Here is a 19,107-nt window from a genome sequence, read left to right as displayed (position 1 = left end):
CAACAGCGGCGTGTCGGACTTCTGGTCCGAGGCTCCACCGGAAAATTCGACGGGCCGCGCGCCCGTTTTTTTGTGCCCGATTGAAGGGTAGAGCACCATATGACAAACGACCTGATAGCCAAGGCGGCGATCGACCGACGACTGGCCGAGATTATCACTCCGGTGATCGAGGATCTGGGGTATGAGTTGGTCCGCATCCGCCTGATGAGCGGCAAGCAGACTACGCTGCAGATCATGGCCGACAAGCCCGATGGCGGCATCGAGGTGGATGATTGCGCCGAGATCTCGAACGCGGTCAGCGCCACGCTGGACGTCGAGGACCCGATCCTTGACGCCTATACGCTGGAAGTGTCCAGCCCCGGCATCGACCGCCCGCTGACGCGGCTGAAGGATTTCGAGATGTTCGAGGGATACGAGGCCAAGCTGGAAACCACCGAACTGATCGACGGCCGCCGCCGCTTCAAGGGGGAACTGGCCGGTGTCGAAGGGGATGAGGTTCTGATCAACATCCCCAACGGCGAAGAGACCGTGACAATCGGCCTGCAATTCGACTGGCTGAGCGACGCCAAGCTGGTCCTGACCGATGACCTGATCAAGGAAATGCTGCGCCAGCGCAAGGATGCCGGCGCCCTGAACGAAAACGCTTTCGACGAGATTGAGACCGAAGGGTCCGAAGAGGAGACGAACTGATGGCAATCACCTCAGCAAACCAGCTTGAGCTGTTGCAGACCGCCGAGGCCGTGGCCCGCGAAAAGATGATCGACCCCGGTCTGGTTGTCGAAGCGATGGAGGAATCGCTCGCGCGTGCCGCCAAGAGCCGCTACGGTGCCGAGATGGACATCCGCGTGTCGATCGACCGCAAGACCGGCAAGGCGACTTTTACCCGCGTCCGCACCGTGGTCGATGAGGAAGAGCTTGAGAATTATCAGGCCGAGATGACCGTCGATCAGGCGCGCGCCTATTTCGAGCCCAGCAAGGATGGCCGCGCGGTCTGGCTGCGCGACGGACAGCCGATCGAGGATTTCTCGACCGGTCCGCAGGTGGGCGACGTGTTCCAGGAAGAGGTTCCGCCCGTGGAAATGGGCCGGATCGCCGCGCAGTCGGCCAAACAGGTCATCCTGCAGAAGGTCCGTGAGGCCGAGCGCGACCGCCAGTACGAAGACTTCAAGGATCGTGTCGGCACCATCATCAATGGCGCGGTCAAGCGCGAGGAATTCGGCAACGTGATCGTCGATCTGGGCGGGGCCGAGGCGGTTCTGCGCCGCAACGACAAGATCGGCCGCGAAAGCTATCGCCCCAATGACCGGGTGCGCGCCTACATCAAGGAAGTGCGCCGCGAAACGCGCGGTCACCAGATCTTCCTGTCGCGCACCGCGCCCGAGTTCATGGCCGAGCTGTTCAAGATGGAAGTGCCGGAAATCTATGACGGCATCATCGAGGTCAAGGCCGTGGCCCGTGACCCCGGTTCGCGTGCCAAGATCGCGGTCATCTCGTATGACAACTCGATCGACCCCGTCGGCGCCTGCGTTGGTATGCGCGGCAGCCGCGTGCAGGCCGTCGTGAACGAGCTGCAGGGCGAAAAGATCGACATCATCCCGTGGAACGAAGACCAGCCGACCTTCCTGGTGAACGCGCTGCAGCCCGCCGAGGTTTCCAAGGTGGTTCTGGACGAAGAGGCCGGCAAGATCGAAGTCGTCGTGCCCGAGGAACAGCTGTCTCTGGCGATCGGTCGTCGTGGTCAGAACGTGCGTCTGGCCAGCCAGCTGACCGGTTTGGACATCGACATCATGACCGAGGCCGAAGAATCGGCGCGCCGTCAGAAGGAGTTCGAAGCCCGCACGCAGCTGTTCATGGACAGCCTGGACCTGGACGAATTCTTTGCCCAGCTGCTGGTCTCGGAAGGGTTCACCAACCTGGAAGAAGTGGCCTATGTCGAGCTGGACGAACTGCTGGTCATCGATGGCGTCGACGAAGGCACCGCAAACGAGCTGCAGGCCCGTGCGCGCGAATTCCTTGAGGCACAGGCCAAGGCGGCGCTGGACAGCGCCCGCAGCCTGGGTGCTGAGGACAGCCTTATTGAATTTGAGGGCCTGACACCCCAAATGGTTGAGGCGCTTGCCAAGGACGGCGTCAAGACGCTGGAAGACTTTGCAACCTGCGCTGACTGGGAACTGGCCGGAGGCTGGACCACGGTTGATGGCCAGCGAGTCAAGGATGACGGTATTCTCGAACCCTTTGGCGTGACGCTGGAAGAGGCACAGGATCTGGTGATGACCGCCCGGGTCATGTTGGGCTGGGTTGACCCCGCCGATCTGGAGCAGCCCGAGGCAGACGTCGAGGACGAAGCAGCAGACGAGGAGGCCGAGGCCTGATTCCAGGCCTCGGGTGGCACACATGGGTCGCGGTGGCGTCCAAAAGGAACGGTCCGAAGGGCCAGAGCGGAAATGCATCGCCACGGGCGAGGTGCAGCCTCGGTACGGGCTGATCCGCTTTGTAACCGGCCCGGATGGGCAGGTTTTCCCGGATGTCGCGTCCAAGTTGCCGGGTCGGGGCGTTTATGTCTCGGCGGATCGCAAGGCGCTGGGCACGGCCGTCGGCAAGAAGCTGTTTGCACGCGGGTTCAAGGCGCAGGTGACTGTACCGCAGGACCTTGTGGACGAGGTGGAGCGTCAATTGTCGCGCCGCGTGATCGAATTGATCAGCCTGGCGCGAAAGTCCGGCGATGCGGTCGCCGGGTATGAAAAGGTCAAGTCCTGGCTTGATCGCGAAGAGGCCTGGGTTCTGATTCAGGCGGTCGATGGTTCCGGGCGCGGCAAGTCCAAGCTGAGCACGCCGCATTTCGGGAAATACATTGGCTGGCTGACCGCAGACGAGCTTGGGGCGGCATTTGGGCGCCAAACGGTGATTCATGCGGCGCTCGCCTCTGGCGGACTCGCCAAACGTGTTGTAGAGGAAGCGCAGCGCCTGCGTGGCTTGCGCGATATGGATGACGGCGGCAAGGGCCGCGCGGAAGGGTAAGAAGCTTTATGAGCGATAGTGACGGCAAAAAGACATTGGGTCTTCGTGGTGGGGCACGCCCCGGGAATGTGAAACAGAGTTTCAGCCACGGACGTACCAAGAATGTCGTGGTGGAAACCAAACGCAAGCGCGTGGTGGTTCCCAAGCCGGGAGCGTCCAAGCCCAGCGGTGGCGCTGCGCCGTCGGGTGATCCTTCGCGCCGGCCGGCCGGGATTTCCGATGCCGAGATGAATCGGCGCCTGAAGGCGTTGCAGGCGGCCAAGGCCCGTGAGGTCGAGGAAGCCGAACGCCGCGAGGCCGAGGAAAAGGCGCGCGCCGAAGAGCGTGAACGCCGCCGCGCCGAACAGGAGGCCAAAGAGCGCGAACAGCGCGAGGCCGAGGAGAAAGCCCGGCAGAAAGCCGAGGAAGAAGAGCGCAAGCAGAAAGAGGCCGAAGAAGCCGCTCAGCGCGCCGCAGCAGAAGCCGCGGCCGCGAAAGAGGCGCCCAAAGCCAAGGCCCCCGCGGACAGCAAGCCTGCGCCAGCGGAAACACCGCGCAAGGCGGATCGCGAACAGCGTCAGACCCGCGGCAAGGGCCGCGACGATGGCCGCCGTTCGGGCAAGCTGACCCTGAATCAGGCGCTGTCGGGCGGTGAAGGTGGTCGGCAGCGTTCGATGGCATCGATGAAGCGCAAGCAGGAGCGTGCGCGGCAGAAAGCCATGGGCGGCTCGGTCGAACGGGAAAAGGTGATCCGCGAGGTTCAACTGCCCGAGGCGATCGTCGTATCGGAACTGGCCAACCGTATGGCCGAACGCGTCGCCGATGTCGTCAAGTCGCTTATGAACATGGGTATGATGGTCACGCAGAACCAGACCATCGACGCCGACACTGCCGAACTGATCATCGAAGAATTCGGCCACAAGGTCGTGCGGGTTTCGGATGCGGATGTCGAGGATGTCATCTCGGATGTCGAGGACAAGGATGAAGACCTGCAGCCCCGTCCGCCGGTCATTACCATCATGGGTCACGTCGACCACGGCAAGACCTCGCTGTTGGACGCGATCCGCGACGCCAAAGTCGTTGCGGGCGAGGCCGGTGGCATTACCCAGCATATCGGCGCCTATCAGGTGCAGACCAACGACGGCACAACGTTGACCTTCCTGGATACGCCGGGCCACGCGGCCTTTACCTCGATGCGCTCGCGCGGTGCTCAGGTAACGGACATCGTGGTGCTGGTTGTCGCGGCGGATGACGCTGTGATGCCGCAGACGGTCGAGGCAATCAACCACGCCAAGGCCGCCGGTGTTCCGATGATCGTTGCGATCAACAAGGTCGACAAGCCCGAGGCCAACCCGGACAAGGTGCGCACCGACCTGCTTCAGCATGAGGTGATCGTCGAGAAGATGTCCGGCGAGGTTCAGGATGTCGAAGTGTCGGCCATCACCGGACAGGGTCTGGACGATCTGCTGGAAGCCATCGCGCTGCAGGCCGAGATTCTGGAGCTGAAGGCCAACCCGAACCGCGCCGCGCAAGGCGCCGTGATCGAGGCGCAGCTGGACGTGGGCCGTGGCCCGGTCGCGACCGTTCTGGTCCAGAAGGGCACGCTGCGCCAAGGCGACATCTTCGTCGTGGGCGAGCAGTACGGCAAGGTCCGCGCGCTGATCAACGACAAGGGCGAGCGCGTCCAGGAAGCCGGGCCTTCGGTTCCGGTCGAGGTTCTGGGTCTCAACGGTACGCCCGAGGCCGGTGACGTTCTGAACGTGACCGAGACCGAGGCGCAGGCCCGCGAGATCGCCGAGTACCGCGCGCAGGTTGCCAAGGACAAGCGCGCCGCCGCCGGTGCCGCGACCACGCTGGAACAGCTGATGCAGAAGGCCAAAGAAGACGAGAACGTGGCCGAGCTGCCCATTCTGGTCAAGGCCGACGTGCAGGGCTCGGCCGAGGCGATCGTCCAGGCGATGGAGAAGATCGGCAACGACGAGGTGCGCGTGCGCGTGCTGCACTCGGGCGTCGGCGCCATCACCGAAACCGATATCGGCCTGGCCGAAGCGTCGGGTGCTCCGGTCTTTGGCTTCAACGTCCGGGCCAACGCATCGGCGCGCAACACCGCCAACCAGAAGGGCGTCGAGATCCGCTACTACTCGGTAATCTACGATCTGGTGGATGACGTCAAAGCCGCCGCCTCGGGCCTGCTGAGCGCCGAGATCCGCGAGAAGTTCATCGGCTATGCCGAGATCAAGGAAGTGTTCAAGGTCACCGGCGTCGGCAAGGTTGCCGGCTGTCTGGTCACCGAGGGCGTTGCCCGCCGCTCGGCCGGCGTGCGCCTGCTGCGCGACAACGTGGTGATCCACGAAGGCACGCTGAAGACGCTGAAACGCTTCAAGGACGAAGTGGCCGAGGTTCAGTCGGGTCAGGAATGCGGTATGGCGTTCGAGAACTACGACGATATCCGCCCCGGCGACGTGATCGAGATCTTCGAGCGCGAGGAAGTCACCCGCACGCTGGATTGATCCGGTCGAAATCGAAAGAAACGGCGGTCCCCAGGGCCGCCGTTTTCGCTTTCAGGGGTGGTCGTTCAGAAACGTCCCGTCCTTGAGGATGATGTCGAAATGGTGCGTGCCCGGCTGCAGGTCGAAGCTGACGGCATGGCCGGCCTTGCGCAACGCTTCGGCATAATCGCGGCTCTGGCGGATGAACTCGCCCGTGTCCCGCTCACCCACCGTGACCCGATAGCGCGGCCCGGGTGCGGGCAGGTTCAGGGTGGGGGACAGGTCGTGCAGCTCGACCGGGGTCAGCTGCAGGGGATCGTTGACCGGGGTCAGACTGATCGGTTCCAGGTCGTAGACGCCGCTGATCAGGATGACTTCGCGCACCCGCAGGCCGATCCGGGCGAATTGGTCGGCCGAGGTCGCCATGACCATCGCCGCCAGATGCGCGCCGGCGCTGTGCCCGGACAGGGTGACATGCGAGGCGTCGAACCCCAGCGACTTGGCCCGGGTGGCCAGCCACATCAGCGCGGTCCGGCATTCATCGACCATCTGGCCCAGCCGCGCGTCGGGGGCGAGCGTGTAGTTCACCGTCGCAAAGGCCTGCCCGCCTTGGACCAGCGCGGGCGCCATCATCGCCGAGTCGCGCTGGCTGAGCGCCTGCCAATAGCCGCCGTGGATAAACACATGCAGCGGTGCGCCGGGCGCGCGGGCGGGAAAGAAATCCAGCACCTGCGCGGGAGTGTCGCCATAGCCGAGGGTCTCTTGCACCGTCAGTTGCGCCCGCGCCTGCGCGCTGAGCGCTGAATAGGCCGCCAGATAGGGCGCAAGGTCGCCGCCGATCATCGAACTGGGCGCGTATTCGCGCTCCAGCTCGGCTTGGGTAAATCCGCGATACAGCATGGCTCAGCCCTGTCCGCCGTACATCAGGTCGGTGCGCACGTCATAAAGGTCGTGGAAGAATCGCAGCTCCAGCGCCTTGCGCAGAAAAGCCACGCCGCTGGAGCCGCCAGTGCCTGGCTGCATGCCGATCACACGTTCCACGGCGGTCGCATGGTCGAACCGCCACCGCTGGAACAGCGATTCCACATCCATCAGCTTTTCTCCCAGCGCATACAGGTCCCAGTACCGGCCCGTGTTCCGGTAGATCTCGGCCCAGATCTTCACGATGCGCGGATCGCCGGAATAGGTCTTTGAATAGTCCCGGTCCAGCAGGTCCTGCGGCACGTCGAACCCCTGCCGCGCCAGCATGTGCAATACCTCGTCATACAGCGACGGTTTGACCAGAGCGGCGGTCAGCATCTCCATCACTTCGGGGTCGTGCTCATGCACCTTCAGCGTGGCGGTGTCCTTGTTGCCCAGGATGAACTCGATCTGGCGATAGCCGTAGCTCTGGAAGCCGGATGAATTGCCCAGCGCCTTGCGGAAGGTCATATAGTCGGCGGGCGTCATGGTCAGCAGGGTTTCCCACGCGGCGATCAATTGGCGCTGGATCGCCTTGATCCGGTCCAGGTTCTTCATCGCGGGGCCGAACTCATCCTGCTGCAGAAACCGGCGCACCTCGACCAGCTGATGGTGCATCAGTTTCAGCCAAAGCTCGCTGACCTGATGGATGATGATGAACAGCATCTCATCGGGTTGGGCCGGGTCCTGAAAGGTTTTCTGCAAGTTCAGCAGGGTCTTGAGTTGCAGGAAATCGCCATAGCTTTTGCGGTGCGTGTCCGCGAAATCGGTTACCAGCGTGTCTTCGATTCCCCGCTCCAGCGGGCGGTCGCCCTTGGCTTTGTCGGCCATTTCATTTCCTCCCCGGCATGTGTGCGCACCTGTCTAGAAGGTGCGTTTGCAACTATCCAGAGGGTCAGGCCCAGTCCAGCACCACCTTGCCCGATTTTCCTGACTTCATGGCGGCAAAGCCCTGCGCAAAGTCATCGGCGGCAAAGCGATGGGTGATGACCCGGCTGACATCCAGCCCGTTCTGCAGCATCGCGATCATCTTGTACCAGGTCTCGAACATCTCGCGGCCGTAGACGCCTTTAATGGTGATCGCCTTGAACACGATGCGGCTCCAGTCGACGGGCGATTTTCCGGGCGGAATGCCCAGCAGGGCGATCTTGCCGCCCATCACCAGCGCCTCGACCATCTGGTCCAGAGCCGCCTGCGAGCCCGACATTTCCAGCCCCACGTCGAAACCCTGGCTCATGCCCAGGTCGGAAATCACCGATTGCAGCTCTTCCTCGGCCACGTTCACCGCCCGGACCGAAGGCACGACATGCTGCGCCAGCGCCAGCCGGTCGGGGTTGATGTCGGTGATCACCACATGCCGGGCGCCGGCGTGGCGGGCCACCGCGGCGGCCATGATCCCGATCGGGCCGGCGCCGGTGATCAACACGTCCTCGCCCAGCAGGTCGAAGCTCAGCGCGGTGTGCACGGCATTGCCCAGCGGGTCGAGAATCGCGCCGATTTCGTCCGGAATGTCGTCGGGCAGGGGCACCACGTTGAAGGCCGGCAGCTTGAGATATTGGGCAAAAGCGCCCTGTTCGTTCACCCCGATCCCGCGGGTGCCCGGGTCCAGGTGGAACTTGCCCGCGCGGCTTTGGCGGCTGTCGGTGCCGATCAGGTGACCCTCGCCCGAGCACCGCTGGCCGATCTTCAACCCGGTCACGTTGCGGCCCAGCTCGACGATCTCGCCGGCGAATTCGTGGCCGGTGATCATGGGGACGGGCACCGTGTGGGACGCCCATTCATCCCAGTTCCAGATATGGATGTCGGTGCCGCAGATCCCGGTCTTCTTCACGCGGATCAAAACTTCGTCGGGGCCGATCTCGGGGACCGGGGCCTGAACCATCCACAGTCCTTCTTCGGGCCTGGACTTCTCCAGCGCTTTCATCGTGTTGGGTCGCATCCGGATCACTCCCACAAATCGGTCGACAGGTATTTCAAGCCGCTGTCACACATCACGATGGCGATGCAGCCACCGCGTTCGGGGCCACGCAGCAGGTCGATGGCGGCAGCCAGGTTCGCCCCGGCGGAAAAGCCCGCAAAGATGCCTTCGGTGCGGGCCAACAGGCGGGCGGCGTCGCGCGCTGATGCGCCGGTGACGGACAGATGACCGGCCAATTTCGCTCCGTTCAGATGCGTCAGAACCGACATCGCATAACCACCGCCCTGGATCGGATGATCGGGCGCACGGACGGGTTCACCGGCCAAGGCACGAGCGCCGTCGGGCTCGACCGCATAGCACCGCACCCCAAGGGGTGACAGGTAGTCAGAGACCCCGGCAAGTGTGCCGCCAGAGCCGGCAAAATCACAAAAGGCTGTCACGGTACCTGCTGATTGGGCCCAGATTTCCGGACCCGTCCCGGCGGCATGGGCCTTGGGGTTGCCCGCGTGGCCGAACTGATCGGCGCGGAATGCGTTGCGCTCGGCGGTGATGCGGCGGGCGGCGTCATCCACCAGCGCCAGGTCGGCGCCCGAGACTTCGCCCGGTTTGCCGCCTTCGGCCTGAGGGACGATCACCACCTCGGCGCCCAAGGCGCGCATCATGCGGGCGCGTTCGACCGAGTTCCCTGCGCTCATGACCGCCACGAACGGGTGCCCCAGAATGCCGCAGACAATCGCCAGGCCGGTGCCCATGTTGCCTGAGGTCAGCTCGACCACCGTCTGCCCCGGGATCAGGCTGCCGTCGGCGCGGGCCTGTTCGATGATGGACCGGGCGGCCCGATCCTTTTTCGAAAAGCCCGGCAGCAGATAGTCCAGCTTTGCTAGAATACGGCCGTCCAGATCCAGTATTTGGCAAACCCGGGACAGCTCGATCAGGGGCGTATCGCCGATCGCGTCGATGACCGAGTTCAGAACCATCAGATGACCCCCAACGCCTTGCCGACCTTGCCGAAGGCGGCCAGCGCGCGGTCCAACTCGTCGCGGGTCAGCGCCGCGTTCATCTGGGTGCGGATGCGGGCCTGGCCACGCGGGACCACCGGGAAGAAGAAGCCCGAGACGTAGACGCCTTCGTCGAACAGGCGGGCGGCCATGTCCTGCGCCAGCTGCGCCTCGCCCAGCATCACGGGGATGATCGGATGTTCACCCGGCAGCAAGTCGAACCCCAGCTTCTCCAGCCCGGCGCGCCAGTATTTCGCGTTGCCGAACAGTTGCTTGCGCAGCATGTCGCCCTCTTCGACCAGGCGGATCGCCTCGAGCCCGGCGGCGACGATGGAAGGCGGCAGCGAATTCGAGAACAGATAGGGCCGCGCCCGCTGCCGCAGCAGGTCGATCACTGGCTGCGGCCCGGCGATGTAACCGCCGATTGCCCCCCCAAGTGCCTTGCCCAATGTCCCGGTCAGAATGTCCACGTCCACGCCGAAATGATCCGGCGTGCCCGCGCCTCGCGGCCCCATGAAGCCGGTGGCGTGGCAGTCATCGACCATCAGCACCGCGTCGTATTTGTCGGCCAGTTCGCGGATCCTGGGCAGGTTGGCCAGGTAGCCATCCATCGAGAACACTCCGTCGGTGGCGATCATGATGTGCCGCGCCCCGTCCTCGCGCGCCTGTTTCAGCCAGGCCTCGAGGTCGTTCATGTCATTGTTCATGTAGCGATAGCGTTTGGCCTTGCACAGCCGCACCCCGTCGATGATCGAGGCATGGTTCAGACTGTCCGAGATGATGGCATCCTCGGGTCCCAGCAGGGGTTCGAACAACCCGCCATTGGCGTCGAAACAGGCCGCGAACAGGATCGAATCGTCCTTGCCCAGAAACTTGGCCAACCGCTGCTCCAACTCGCGGTGGATGTCCTGCGTGCCGCAGATGAACCGGACCGAGGCCATGCCGAACCCCTTGGGCTCCATCGCGTTCTTCGCGGCCTCGATCAGCGCCGGATGGTCGGCCAGACCCAGGTAATTGTTGGCACACAGGTTGATGACCTGACGTCCGCCCACCGTGATCTCGCCGCTTTGGGGCGAGGTGATCATTCGTTCCGTCTTGTACAGGCCTTCCGCCTTGATCTGCGAGAGGGTGTCCGAAACGTGGGACAGGAATGCATCAGCCATGGCGATCTCCTTCTTCTGAGTCGCGTATCTAACATAACGGACGCGCTTCCCAAATAGGAGATTTTCAGTATGGCGGAAAAAAATCCGTGAAGGCGGAAATTGGCCGATATGTGCGGATCAGGCGTTCTTGACGATCAGGAACACGCGGGCGGGTCCGTCCGGCGCCGCGATGGCGTGGGCCACATCGGCCGCATACCGGGCCGTGTCGCCCTGGCGCAGTTCCATCGTCGCGGCGCCCGAGGTGACGCGGACGGTCCCTTCCAGCACGGTCAGCTGTTCGCGCGCACCGCGGGCATGGGGCTGGCTGTTCAGTGCGCCACCTGCGTCGAACCGGATATCATAGACCTCGTGGCCGCCGGCCTCCTCGGGTGGCGAGAGGATGCGGATCCGGCAGGATTGGCCCATATTGTCGATGCTGGGCACCTCGGCGCTGCGCAGCACTTCGATCTGGTCGGTGGTCTCGGACTCTTCCAGAAGACCGGCGAAATCGACCTGTAGCGCACGGGTCAGGTTCCACAGGGTCGAGATCGTGGGGCTGCTTTCGCCGCGTTCGATCTGGCTGACCATCGACCGGGACACGCCGCTGAGATTGGCCACCGCTTCCAGTGACAGTCCCTTGGCGCGCCGGGCCTCTTTCAGGCGGGCGGGCAGGCGTGTCAGGATATCGTCTGAGTTTTCCGTCATGGCGGAATTTCTTGCGCGTCCGGGCGTGAATTGTCAATTCCGCCGATGACGGAACGTCCCGCGCGACAGGCCCATGCTGCGGGTGCATACTGCGCGCAAATCCAAGAGGAGAGAGACATGACCGACATCGTGATTCTGGACGGTGCCCGCACCGCAATCGGTACGTTCGGAGGGTCGCTGGCCGCGACCCCGCCGATTGATCTGGCCACCGTCGTGACCAAGGCCGCGCTTGAGAAATCCGGCGTCGAAGGCGACCGGATCGGGCATGTGGTGTTCGGACATGTCATCAACACCGAGCCGCGCGACATGTACCTGTCCCGCGTCGCGTCGATGCAGGCGGGCATTCCGAACGGCACCCCGGCGATGAACGTGAACCGGCTGTGCGGGTCGGGCGCGCAGGCCATCGTATCGGCAGTTCAATCGCTGATGCTGGGGGATGCCGAATTTGCCGTGGCCGGCGGCGCCGAGAGCATGTCGCGCAGCCCTTACATCGTTCCGCAGGCGCGTTGGGGCGCCAAGATGGGCGACATCAAGTCGCTGGACATGATGCTGGGCGCGCTGAACTGCCCCTTTGGCACCGGGCATATGGGCGTCACCGCCGAGAACGTTGCCGATGAACACCAGATCACGCGCGAGGAGATGGACGCGTTTGCGCTGGCCAGCCAGCAGCGCGCGGCGGCTGCGATCGAGGCGGGCTATTTCGACAGCCAGATCGCGCCGGTGCAGGTCAAGGTCAAGCGCGACATGGTCGATTTCAAGGTCGACGAGCATCCCAAGGCCACCACGGCCGAAGCCCTGGCCGGGTTGCGCCCGGTGTTCCAGAAGGACGGGCGTGTGACCGCGGGCAACGCCTCGGGCATCAATGACGGCGCGGCGGCGATGGTTCTGGCCACGGCCGATGCCGCCGAGAAAGCCGGCCTGACGCCCAAGGCGCGCATCCTAGGCTATGCCCATGCCGGCGTTCGCCCCGAAGTGATGGGGATCGGCCCGGTTCCGGCCGTGCGCAACCTTTTGGAGCGAACCGGCCTGTCGGCGGGCGATTTCGACGTGATCGAAAGCAACGAGGCCTTTGCCGCCCAGGCGCTGGCAGTGAACAAGGAACTGGGGCTCGATCCAGCGAAGGTGAACCCAAATGGCGGGGCCATCGCCCTGGGTCATCCGGTGGGGGCCACCGGGGCGATCATCACGCTGAAGACTTTGTACGAGTTGGAGCGCATCGGTGGGTCGAAAGGGTTGATCACCATGTGCATCGGTGGCGGGCAGGGGATTGCCATCGCCATCGAACGGCTCTGATCCGAGGCTGGGCCGGGGGGCTGTCTGCCCCCCATCGCGCCGGGGCGCGATTCCCCCCGAGGATATTTTTGGCCAGATAAAGCGGCGGCGTCTGTCAGCCCAGGCCCGCAAGGATCAGGACGGCCACTGCCCCGGCGGCTGCTCCGATCGCGGCGGGAATGGCCTTGGGCCAGAAATCTGACCCGGAGGGATCATCCTTGCGGGTCTGAGCGATCAGGGCATTTTCGACCAGATCAGGCAGGCGGGGCCCGAACCGTGCAAGAACCAGCGCTGTTTTTCCTAAATCACGAAGGGCGGCGCGGGGGCCGATGGACTGCTTGATATAGTCCTCGACCACGGGGCGGGCGACCTCCCAGATGTTCATATGCGGGTCGAGCGAGCGGGCGACGCCTTCGACCACCACCATCGTGCGTTGCAGCAGGATCAGTTCGGTGCGGGTTTCCATGCCGAAGCGTTCGGTCACCTCGAACAGGTAGTTGAGCAGGCGGCCCATCGAGATATGGGTGGCATCCATGCCAAAGATCGGCTCGCCGACCGCGCGCAGGGCGCGGGCGAATTCATCGACGTCCTGGTTAGCCGGGACATAGCCGGCCTCGAAATGCACCTCGGCCACGCGTTTGTAGTCGCGGCGGATGAAGCCGAAGAGGATCTCGGCATAGACGCGGCGGGTGTATTCGTCGATATGGCCCATGATGCCGAAGTCATAGGCGATGATGTCGCCGTTCGCGGCGACCTTGAGGTTGCCCTGGTGCATGTCGGCGTGGAAGAAGCCATCGCGCAGGGCGTGCAGCAGGAATAGGCGCAGCACACGCTCGGCCAGGTCGCGGCGGTCGTGATTTGCGGCGTCCAGCGCGTCGTTGTCGCCCAAGGGGATGCCGTCTGCCCAGCTGAGCGTCATGACCCGGCGCGCGGACAGCGACCACACCACGGGCGGCAGCCAGAAGCCTTCGTCATTCTGCGTGTTGGCGGCAAATTCCGAGGCTGCCGAACTTTCGAGCCTGAGATCCAGTTCGCCGCGGACGACGCCGTCGAAATGCTCGATCACGTCCATCGGGCGCAGTCGGCGCGCACCGGGGGCGAAAAGCTGGACGATCCGGGCGGCGAAATAGAACGCATCCACATCCTTGCGGAACGCGCGTTCGATGCCGGGGCGCAGGACCTTGACGGCCACATCCTCGCCTGTGCTGGCCAGTTTGGCCTTGTGGACCTGCGCGATCGAGGCGGCCGCGATCGGTTCGCTGAACTCCCAGAACATCTCGTCCAGAGGTTGGCCCAGCTCCTTTTCGACCTCGGCCATGGCCACGTCGCGTGGAAAGGGGGGCAGCTTGTCCTGCAGGACGCGCAGCTGTTCGGCCAGCTCTTCGCCGACGACATCGGGGCGCGTGGACAGGACCTGACCGAACTTGATGTAGGCCGGGCCCAGGGCGGTCAGCGCCCGGGTCGCCGGCGGCATGGACGGGTCGCCCTTGTAGCCCAGCCATTGGAACGGTTTGCCCAAGGTGTGGGCCACGATCCGCAACGCGCGCGGGGCTTCGAAAGCGTCGAGCACCACGTTCATTGCGCCCGTGCGCTCCAGCGTGGCGCCTGTGCGGATCAGGCGGATGATGTTGTGGGGGCCGCGCATGCGTCAGATCTTCCAGCCGGAATGCAGGGCCGCGATGCCCATGCTGAGGTTGCGGTATTTCGCGTTTTCGAATCCGGCGGCGCGCACCATGCCCAGAAAGGTATCCTGATCGGGGAACTTGCGGATCGATTCGACCAGGTATTGATAGCTGTCGTAGTCGTTCGCGATCAGCTTACCCATGCGCGGGATCACGTTGAAGCTGTAGAGGTCATAGAGTTTCTGCAGCCCGTCATTGGGCAACTGGCTGAACTCCAGCACCATCAGGCGGCCGCCGGGCTTGAGCACGCGGTAGGCCTCGTTCAGGGCTTCTTGCGGGCGGGTCACGTTCCGGATGCCGAAGGAAATGGTGTAGACGTCGAAGGTATTGTCCTCGAACGGCAGGGCCATCGCGTCGCCCACCACCCAGTCCAGGCTGTCGGCCATCTGCGCGGCCTCGGCGCGCTTGCGCCCCTCGACCAGCATCGGCTCGGTCAGGTCCAGCACCGTGGCATGGCCGTGGCCCGCCCGCTTGAGGAAGCGGAACGAGATGTCGCCCGTACCGCCCGCCACGTCCAGCAGGCGCTGGCCGGGGCGCGGCGCCAGCCAGTCCATCATGGCGTCCTTCCAGACCCGGTGGATGCCCATCGACATCACGTCATTCATCACGTCGTATTTCGACGCGACCGAGTTGAATACGCCCTGCACGCGCCCGGCCTTTTCGGCCTCGGGGACGGTTTCGAAACCGAAATGAGTGGTCTTGTCGCTGTTGTCGGACATAAGCCTTGCCGTTCGTCGAATTTCGTCTCTGTTATAGGGCCTGGAAACCGGGGCACAATGCGGCCCTTTGGAATAGGAGCCGTCTAATGCCCGAATTGCCCGAGGTCGAGACAGTAAGACGCGGCCTTGCCCCGGCGATGGAAGGCGTGGTGATCGAAAGGGCGGACGTGAACCGCCCCGATCTGCGCTGGCCGTTCCCCGAGCGGATGACCGAACGGCTGACCGGCCAGCGGGTCGAACGTCTGCGGCGGCGGTCGAAATACATCCTGGCCGATCTGAGCGGCGGCGAAACCCTGTTGATTCATCTGGGCATGTCGGGCCGCATGACTGTGTCCGGCGATCCGCTGGGCCAGTTCGTGCATCATCACCCGATGCCGCAGAAACATGACCACGTGGTGTTTCATATGGCCAACGGCGCGCGCATCACTTTCAATGACCCGCGCCGGTTCGGGGCGATGGACCTGATGCCCACGGCCACCGCCGAGCAGCACAAGCTGCTGGCCGTGCTGGGGCCGGAGCCGCTGGGCAACGATTTCAACGAGACCTATCTGATCGACGCCTTCCGCGGCCGGGCCTCACCGGTCAAGGCGGCGCTGCTGGATCAGAGAATCGTTGCCGGGCTGGGCAACATCTATGTCTGCGAGGCGCTCTACCGCGCCAGAGTGTCGCCACGTCGCAAGGCGGGTCAGATCTCGGCCGGGCGGGTCGAGGCCTTGGTTCCGGTGATCCGGACGGTGCTGGCCGAGGCCATCGAGGCCGGCGGATCCTCGCTGCGTGATTTCCGGCAAGCCGATGGAGAGCTTGGATATTTTCAGCACAGTTTCGACGTCTACGGGCGCGAGGGCCAGCCCTGCCGGACCGAGGGCTGCGGGGCCGAAATCCGCAGAATCACCCAGTCGGGACGCTCAACCTTCTATTGCGCGCAATGCCAAAGATAGCTTGATCCGAGTTTTTCGCGTGATAAGGAATTGGACCTGAACGGAACAACCGAAAGCTCAGACCTCATGGCTTTTGAGACGATCATCGTCGAAATCGAAGACCACGTCGCCCTAATCAAGCTCAACAGACCCGATGCGTTGAACGCGCTGAACACTCAGCTTCTGGGTGAGCTGTGCGAGGCGCTCGAGGACGCGGACACCAATGACAAGGTGCGCTGCATCGTCATCACCGGATCGGAAAAGGCATTCGCCGCGGGCGCGGACATCAAGGAGATGTCCGAGATGAGCTTTGTCGATGTCTACACCACCAACCTGTTCGCCGACGCCAACGACCGGATCACCGCGATCCGCAAGCCGATCATCGCGGCGGTGGCGGGCTATGCGCTGGGCGGCGGGTGCGAGCTGGCCATGATGTGCGATTTCATCATCGCCGCAGACACCGCCAAGTTCGGCCAGCCTGAGATCAATCTGGGCGTCATCGCCGGGATGGGCGGCAGCCAGCGCCTGACGCGGTTCGTGGGCAAGTCCAAGGCGATGGACATGAACCTGACCGGGCGTTTCATGGATGCCGAAGAGGCCGAGCGCTCGGGCCTTGTGTCGCGCGTGGTGCCGGCCAAGAAGCTGATCGAAGAGGCGACCGGCGCGGCCCAGAAGATTGCCGAGAAATCGCTGCTAACCGCGATGGCCGCGAAAGAGGCGGTCAACCGCAGCTACGAGGTGCCGCTGAGCGAGGGCATGCTGTTCGAGCGGCGCGTGTTCCATTCGATGTTCGCGACCGAAGACCAGAAGGAAGGCATGGCCGCATTCCTTGAAAAGCGCGCGGCCCAGTTCCGCGACAAATAACCGGCGCCGACAAGACTGCAGGATCAGGCGGGCGTTGCCCGCCTTTTTTCATGGCGGGCAACAAGGCCAAGAATCGGCTTGGCAAAGTCTGAAAACTTGGCTATTGACCGCCACCATACATGCGCGTGCGGCCCGCTTGGCCCGATTCACACTCGTGATTTCTGATCCGGTGCGGGTAATTCCGTGACGTGCAACCCTAGACAAACGTACCGAACAAAGGTCAGAGACACATGGCAAACTCGCCCCAGGCAAAGAAACGCGCTCGTCAGAACGAGAAGCGTTATGCAATCAACAAAGCACGCCGTTCGCGCATCCGCACCTTCCTGCGCAAGGTCGAAGAAGCTATCGCATCCGGCGACAAGGACGCGGCAACCGCCGCTCTGCGCGCGGCCCAGCCCGAGCTGATGCGCGGCGTCACCAAAGGCGTGTTCCACAAGAACACCGCAGCCCGCAAGATGTCGCGCCTGTCGGCGCGCGTCAAAGCGCTGGGTTGACCTAGCGTCAACATTTGCTGGTTCATTCCGGTTTCGAAGGCGTCGCCCCGTGCGGCGCCTTTTGCGTTGTTGCCAGAATGCCGCGCCTTCACGAAACCGAGAGATTCTTTCGCCCAAAGACCCGAGTCAATATCAGAGTTTCGTTGCCCGGCCCCACTGCCTCTTGCTACGACAGTTTCAGCGATTCACTCGCTTGGGGGGACAGGCTGTTCCTGCGATCGGACTGACGGGCATCAGAATGATCCAGGGGCGAATGTCGGCAACCGGTGCCAACCGGTTTGACGATCTGCTGCGGATCTCGGCTGCTCCGATGATCTTGGCCCTGTCGAAAACTGGAACTGCGTGGCGCAAACCGCGGTTTGGGCGGCCGTACTTTTTGGTCGTCGTCAAACAGGCAAGCGTCGTGACCACTGATATTCCCGCCGATTCTTGGGGTTTCGGCGACAGAATATCTGTGCGCGAGTGAACGCAAAAGAACCGGGATACCGGTCACAATCATAAGGCCGATTAGGTCAAAAATATTGGGATGCGTGAGGCGCTGGATGACACAAGAAAAATGGGGACAACTGCGTAACAAATTGCTGAAGGCCGTGGGCCGGAACAATTTTACGACTTGGATTGAACCACTGGAATTTCAGGAATTGAAGGGAGGCGTGGCCGTATTTTCGGTTCCGACCAACTTCATGGGGAACTACGTCAGTCAAAATTTTGCAGACCTCATTCTGTACGAGCTGAACACGGCCGGAGAGTCGGTTCAGCGCCTGGCTTTCCGGGTGGCCGCCAACTCACCGGCGCGTCCCGCCGCCGCGGTTCGCCCGGTCGAAGACCAGCCCGAGCCTGTCAATATCGAGCTGGCGCCGGAAAGCAACGGAACCAATGAGGCGCTCGAGTCGCTGCAGGCCGCGCCATTGGATGCACGTTTTACCTTCGACACCTTCGTCGTCGGCAAGCCCAACGAACTGGCCCATGCCGCCGCGCGCCGTGTTTCCGAAGGCGGCCCCGTCACATTCAACCCGCTGGTTCTGTACGGTGGGGTTGGGCTCGGTAAAACGCACCTGATGCATGCCATCGCCTGGGAGCTGAAGACCAAACGCCCCGAGCTCAATGTGCTGTACCTGTCTGCCGAACAGTTCATGTACCGCTTCGTACAGGCCCTGCGCGAACGCCGGATGATGGATTTCAAACACCTGTTCCGCTCGGTCGACGTGCTGATGGTCGATGACGTGCAGTTCATCGCCGGCAAGGATTCGACGCAGGAGGAGTTCTTTCACACCTTCAACGCGCTGGTGGATCAAAACAAGCAGATCATCATCTCGGCCGACCGCGCGCCGGGTGAAATCAAGGATCTGGAGGAACGGGTCAAGTCGCGTCTGCAATGCGGACTGGTGGTTGACCTGCACCCGACCGATTACGAGTTGCGCCTGGGCATTCTGCAGAACAAGGTGCAGCAATACGCCAAGACCTATCCCGACCTGAAGATCGCCGATGGCGTGCTGGAATTCCTGGCCCATCGCATCTCGACCAACGTACGCGTTCTGGAAGGGGCGCTGACCCGGCTGTTCGCCTTTGCCTCGCTGGTCGGCCGTGAGATCGACATGGAACTGACGCAGGACTGTCTGGCCGACGTGCTGCGCGCCTCGGAACGCAAGATCACCGTCGAAGAGATCCAGCGCAAGGTTTCCGACTACTACAACATCCGCCTGTCCGACATCATCGGGCCGAAACGTCTGCGGTCCTATGCCCGCCCGCGTCAGGTGGCGATGTATCTGTGCAAGCAGCTGACCAGCCGGTCGCTGCCCGAGATCGGCCGCCGCTTTGGCGGGCGTGACCACACCACCGTCATGCACGGCGTCAAACGCATCGAAGAGCTGAAGCTGACCGACGGTCAGATCGCCGAAGATGTGGAAATGCTGCGCCGGGCGCTCGAAGCCTGAGCCCCTGCAATTCGAA

Annotated in this window: 17 protein-coding genes; 9 read left to right on the top strand and 8 right to left on the bottom strand. The window is 63.3% G+C overall.

Annotation, left to right across the window (positions count from 1 at the left end; genetic code table 11):
• The first annotated feature begins 99 nt into the window (after positions 1-99).
• The 4 genes from rimP to infB are packed head-to-tail and all read left to right on the top strand — an operon-like array spanning position 100 to position 5,507.
• A complete protein-coding gene (rimP, locus tag AC2FML_RS16505) occupies positions 100-690 on the top strand; it encodes a ribosome maturation factor RimP (RefSeq protein WP_170342422.1) in 591 nt (196 codons plus the stop codon).
• Complete coding sequence (gene nusA / locus AC2FML_RS16500) at positions 690-2,372, top strand: transcription termination factor NusA (RefSeq protein WP_496783890.1); 1,683 nt, start codon at positions 690-692, stop codon at positions 2,370-2,372. The genes rimP and nusA overlap by 1 nt, the downstream gene beginning before the upstream one ends.
• Positions 2,373-2,394: 22 nt before the next feature.
• Positions 2,395-3,018: an RNA-binding protein gene (locus AC2FML_RS16495; protein WP_170456629.1), complete on the top strand. Its 624-nt coding sequence runs from the start codon at positions 2,395-2,397 to the stop codon at positions 3,016-3,018.
• A gap of 8 nt (positions 3,019-3,026) precedes the next feature.
• Positions 3,027-5,507, top strand: coding sequence for a translation initiation factor IF-2 (gene infB, locus AC2FML_RS16490; protein ID WP_496783889.1), 2,481 nt, complete (start codon positions 3,027-3,029; stop codon positions 5,505-5,507).
• A gap of 51 nt (positions 5,508-5,558) precedes the next feature.
• On the opposite strand, the gene AC2FML_RS16485 is transcribed toward infB, so the two are convergent.
• The 6 genes from AC2FML_RS16485 to AC2FML_RS16460 form a co-directional block, all read right to left on the bottom strand.
• The gene (locus AC2FML_RS16485; RefSeq protein WP_480722340.1) at positions 5,559-6,386 is read right to left on the bottom strand and encodes an alpha/beta hydrolase; all 828 of its coding nucleotides are present in this window, start codon (positions 6,384-6,386) and stop codon (positions 5,559-5,561) included.
• Between the two features lie 3 nt (positions 6,387-6,389).
• Positions 6,390-7,277, bottom strand: a complete 888-nt coding sequence (locus tag AC2FML_RS16480) for a tryptophan 2,3-dioxygenase (RefSeq protein ID WP_170359924.1) — start codon at positions 7,275-7,277, stop codon at positions 6,390-6,392.
• Between the two features lie 64 nt (positions 7,278-7,341).
• The gene (tdh, locus tag AC2FML_RS16475; protein WP_170343222.1) at positions 7,342-8,370 is read right to left on the bottom strand and encodes an L-threonine 3-dehydrogenase; all 1,029 of its coding nucleotides are present in this window, start codon (positions 8,368-8,370) and stop codon (positions 7,342-7,344) included.
• Between the two features lie 20 nt (positions 8,371-8,390).
• Positions 8,391-9,341, bottom strand: a complete 951-nt coding sequence (locus AC2FML_RS16470) for a PLP-dependent cysteine synthase family protein (protein ID WP_170445310.1) — start codon at positions 9,339-9,341, stop codon at positions 8,391-8,393.
• On the bottom strand, positions 9,341-10,525 hold the full coding sequence (locus AC2FML_RS16465) for a glycine C-acetyltransferase (RefSeq protein WP_496783888.1): 1,185 nt from the start codon (positions 10,523-10,525) through the stop codon (positions 9,341-9,343). The genes AC2FML_RS16470 and AC2FML_RS16465 overlap by 1 nt, the downstream gene beginning before the upstream one ends.
• A gap of 117 nt (positions 10,526-10,642) precedes the next feature.
• Positions 10,643-11,209, bottom strand: a complete 567-nt coding sequence (locus AC2FML_RS16460; protein ID WP_170343122.1) for a helix-turn-helix domain-containing protein — start codon at positions 11,207-11,209, stop codon at positions 10,643-10,645.
• A 117-nt stretch (positions 11,210-11,326) separates the two neighbouring features.
• Between AC2FML_RS16460 and AC2FML_RS16455 the strand changes: the two genes are divergently transcribed.
• On the top strand, positions 11,327-12,502 hold the full coding sequence (locus AC2FML_RS16455) for an acetyl-CoA C-acyltransferase family protein (RefSeq protein WP_496783887.1): 1,176 nt from the start codon (positions 11,327-11,329) through the stop codon (positions 12,500-12,502).
• Between the two features lie 94 nt (positions 12,503-12,596).
• Here AC2FML_RS16455 and ubiB read toward each other — a convergent pair whose 3' ends face one another.
• Together ubiB and ubiE are read right to left on the bottom strand one after the other, a co-directional pair.
• Complete coding sequence (gene ubiB / locus AC2FML_RS16450) at positions 12,597-14,126, bottom strand: 2-polyprenylphenol 6-hydroxylase (protein WP_480637736.1); 1,530 nt, start codon at positions 14,124-14,126, stop codon at positions 12,597-12,599.
• A 3-nt stretch (positions 14,127-14,129) separates the two neighbouring features.
• Complete coding sequence (gene ubiE, locus AC2FML_RS16445; RefSeq protein ID WP_170367545.1) at positions 14,130-14,882, bottom strand: bifunctional demethylmenaquinone methyltransferase/2-methoxy-6-polyprenyl-1,4-benzoquinol methylase UbiE; 753 nt, start codon at positions 14,880-14,882, stop codon at positions 14,130-14,132.
• 86 nt (positions 14,883-14,968) lie between these two features.
• Here ubiE and mutM point away from each other — a divergent pair, with 86 nt between their 5' ends.
• From mutM to dnaA, 4 genes are all read left to right on the top strand, one after another.
• Positions 14,969-15,820 (top strand): bifunctional DNA-formamidopyrimidine glycosylase/DNA-(apurinic or apyrimidinic site) lyase, encoded by an 852-nt coding sequence (mutM, locus tag AC2FML_RS16440; protein WP_496783886.1) that lies wholly within the window; start codon positions 14,969-14,971, stop codon positions 15,818-15,820.
• Between the two features lie 66 nt (positions 15,821-15,886).
• Positions 15,887-16,663 (top strand): acryloyl-CoA hydratase, encoded by a 777-nt coding sequence (gene acuK, locus AC2FML_RS16435; protein ID WP_073279647.1) that lies wholly within the window; start codon positions 15,887-15,889, stop codon positions 16,661-16,663.
• Between the two features lie 230 nt (positions 16,664-16,893).
• A complete protein-coding gene (gene rpsT, locus AC2FML_RS16430; protein WP_093963612.1) occupies positions 16,894-17,157 on the top strand; it encodes a 30S ribosomal protein S20 in 264 nt (87 codons plus the stop codon).
• Positions 17,158-17,699: 542 nt separating this feature from the next.
• Complete coding sequence (dnaA, locus tag AC2FML_RS16425; protein WP_496783885.1) at positions 17,700-19,091, top strand: chromosomal replication initiator protein DnaA; 1,392 nt, start codon at positions 17,700-17,702, stop codon at positions 19,089-19,091.
• The last annotated feature ends 16 nt before the right edge of the window (positions 19,092-19,107 follow it).

It is taken from the genome of Ruegeria sp. BHSC029 (assembly GCF_059613085.1).
This window is presented reverse-complemented; position numbering and strand designations above follow the sequence as displayed.